Raw genomic sequence first — 2125 nt, 5'->3', positions numbered from 1 at the left:
CAGTTGCCAGACAACACAACCGAATGCAAGGCAGCAAGCAAGCCGTAGCCTGCATACCCAACCAACCGCGTGTGTATCTACGCCACACACCCTACCTGTAAATCACACGAAACTTCAAAACCAACATGTAGCAACTGTGTTCCCCCACCCCGTCGGGCAGGGCAACCAAACTCGGTGATTACGCGCACTGCGGTGCGGGTTGTTGTTCGCTTTGCCGTTCTGATTTCGTCTGCAAAGAGACCAGATAATCCCGCATCCTTGCGTTCAGAATACGCAGAAGTTTGTGCATACACGCGTTGATGGCGACTTTGAATGGTTTACCTTTGGCGCGCAGTCTCTCGTAAAACGCTTTAATCGTCGGCTCAAAGCGGCTCGCCGTTAGTGCTGCCATATACAGTATATTGCGCACCGCCATTCTGCCGCCGATGCAGCCTGTTTTCTTGTCCGTGTCGCCACTTTGGTTCGGCGGTGGAACGACACCTGCCAGCATGGCGATGCGTTTGTGTGGTACGGTGCCTAACTCGGGCAGCATGGATAGCAGGGTGGCGCTGGTGGTGCTGCCTATACCTTTGATTGCGGTTAGCACTTGGCCTTTGCCGCCGAATGCGTCGGCGTTGCTGTCGATGTCTTTGTCCAGCTCGGCGATAAGCTTGTCGAGATGGGCAATCAGGTCTTTAACGCTTTGCTGTTGGCTTTCATGGATTTGTTCGAGACGGTTTTTCTCGGCGGCACGGATGTCAACCAACTGGCTGCGGCGTTTGACCAGTGCTTCGAGTTTCTCTTCGGCTTCGCTGGGCGGAATGTAGAGCATATTGGCGACCAGTCCTTTGATTTCCAACGCCTGTGCGTAGTCAGCAAGCATTTTGGCATCGAGATGGTCGGTTTTGGCGAGAGAAAAGCCGTTGGCGTAATTTTTGGTGCAGCGAGGATTGGCAATCACCACTTGGAAACCTGCGCGATGTAGGGTTTTGGCGAGAGGGATTTCCAAACCGCCAGTGCTTTCCATGACAACCAAACCGACGTTGTGCTTGTGCAGATAGTCAATGGTGTGGGTAAAGCCTTTGGGGTTGTTGGTTTCGGTTTTGGTTTTATCCCTGCCGTGGATGCCGATGACGAAATGGCGTTTGGCGATATCGATGCCTGCGTAGTTTTGGGTACTCATCAATGAACCTTCCTTGTATTCGGTTGTTGGTGGCAACTGTTCGGTTGTGCTGATGGGTGGCCAGCCGCTCGTTTTTGCTACGATGCGGGTGTAATCCTAGGGTGCGTTCCGAGGCGACTGGCCTGTTTGGTTGCTATAGTACGCTGATTTGAGCATACAAGGGTGTGTGCGTACGCACGCACGCGGTTGCTTGATTGACGGTTTGCCATTTCAACTTTTAACTTCGTTGAAGCTAGCGCTTTCAGACGGCCTCCAATGTCGTCTGAAAACATCAGCTCCAACAAAGTTAAAACCTCAAACAACAAACCACTCCTTCTCCAACACCCCAGACCACAAACAAAAATCCTATGGCGCGTTATCGCAGAAACTTCATTGTCGGCGGCACATTCTTTTTCACCGTCAAACTCGCCGACCCAAAATCGCGCTTGCTTGTCGAACATATCAGCTTATTACGTGCGGCTTATATGAATGTGCAAAAACAATATCCCTTTGAAACCGTCGCCGTATGCGTGCTGCCGAACCATATTCACGCCATTTGGACGCTGCCGCCCGACGATGCGGATTATTCCCTGCGCTGGCGGCTGATTAAAACCAAATTCTCCGCACATTTTCCTCATGCCGAAAACCTGTCCGCCAGCAAACAGCGGCGGAACGAACGCGGTATTTGGCAACGGCGTTTTTACGAACACACCGTTCGCGACGAAACGGATTTGCAACGTTGCGCAGACTATATCCATTTCAATCCCGTCAAACATGGATTGTGCGGCAATGTCCGCGATTGGGCGTTTTCGTCGTTTCACCGTTATGTGCGGGACGTTCTTTAACATATCCACTACTACCAGCACTTAAATTACAAGATACGCTTTCACGAGCTATATTTACATCATCTAAGTTCCCGGGTTTCGTCAAAACCCTACACCTCCGTCCGTCCCAATGCGTCGGTAACGACGGTATGGTCTTTGC

The 2125-nt window shown here is 51.5% G+C and carries 2 protein-coding genes; one reads left to right on the top strand and one right to left on the bottom strand.

What is annotated here, in order from left to right; all coding sequences use genetic code 11:
- Positions 1-178: 178 nt before the first annotated feature.
- On the bottom strand, positions 179-1162 hold the full coding sequence (locus HMPREF2726_RS06995; protein WP_070602785.1) for an IS110 family transposase: 984 nt from the start codon (positions 1160-1162) through the stop codon (positions 179-181).
- 347 nt (positions 1163-1509) lie between these two features.
- Between HMPREF2726_RS06995 and HMPREF2726_RS06990 the strand changes: the two genes are divergently transcribed.
- Positions 1510-1986 (top strand): REP-associated tyrosine transposase, encoded by a 477-nt coding sequence (locus HMPREF2726_RS06990; protein ID WP_070602783.1) that lies wholly within the window; start codon positions 1510-1512, stop codon positions 1984-1986.
- The last annotated feature ends 139 nt before the right edge of the window (positions 1987-2125 follow it).

It is taken from the genome of Neisseria sp. HMSC074B07 (assembly GCF_001810355.1).
GTDB lineage: Bacteria > Pseudomonadota > Gammaproteobacteria > Burkholderiales > Neisseriaceae > Neisseria.
The sequence above is the reverse complement of the archived record's forward strand: the minus strand, read 5'-3'. Positions and strand labels throughout refer to the sequence as shown.

Bases quoted from the DNA above. Each gene is read 5' to 3' on its own strand.
- HMPREF2726_RS06995 (WP_070602785.1), bottom strand. From the start codon at position 1,162: ATGAGTACCCAAAACTACGCAGGCATCGATATCGCCAAACGCCATTTC.
- HMPREF2726_RS06990 (WP_070602783.1), top strand. From the start codon at position 1,510: ATGGCGCGTTATCGCAGAAACTTCATTGTCGGCGGCACATTCTTTTTC.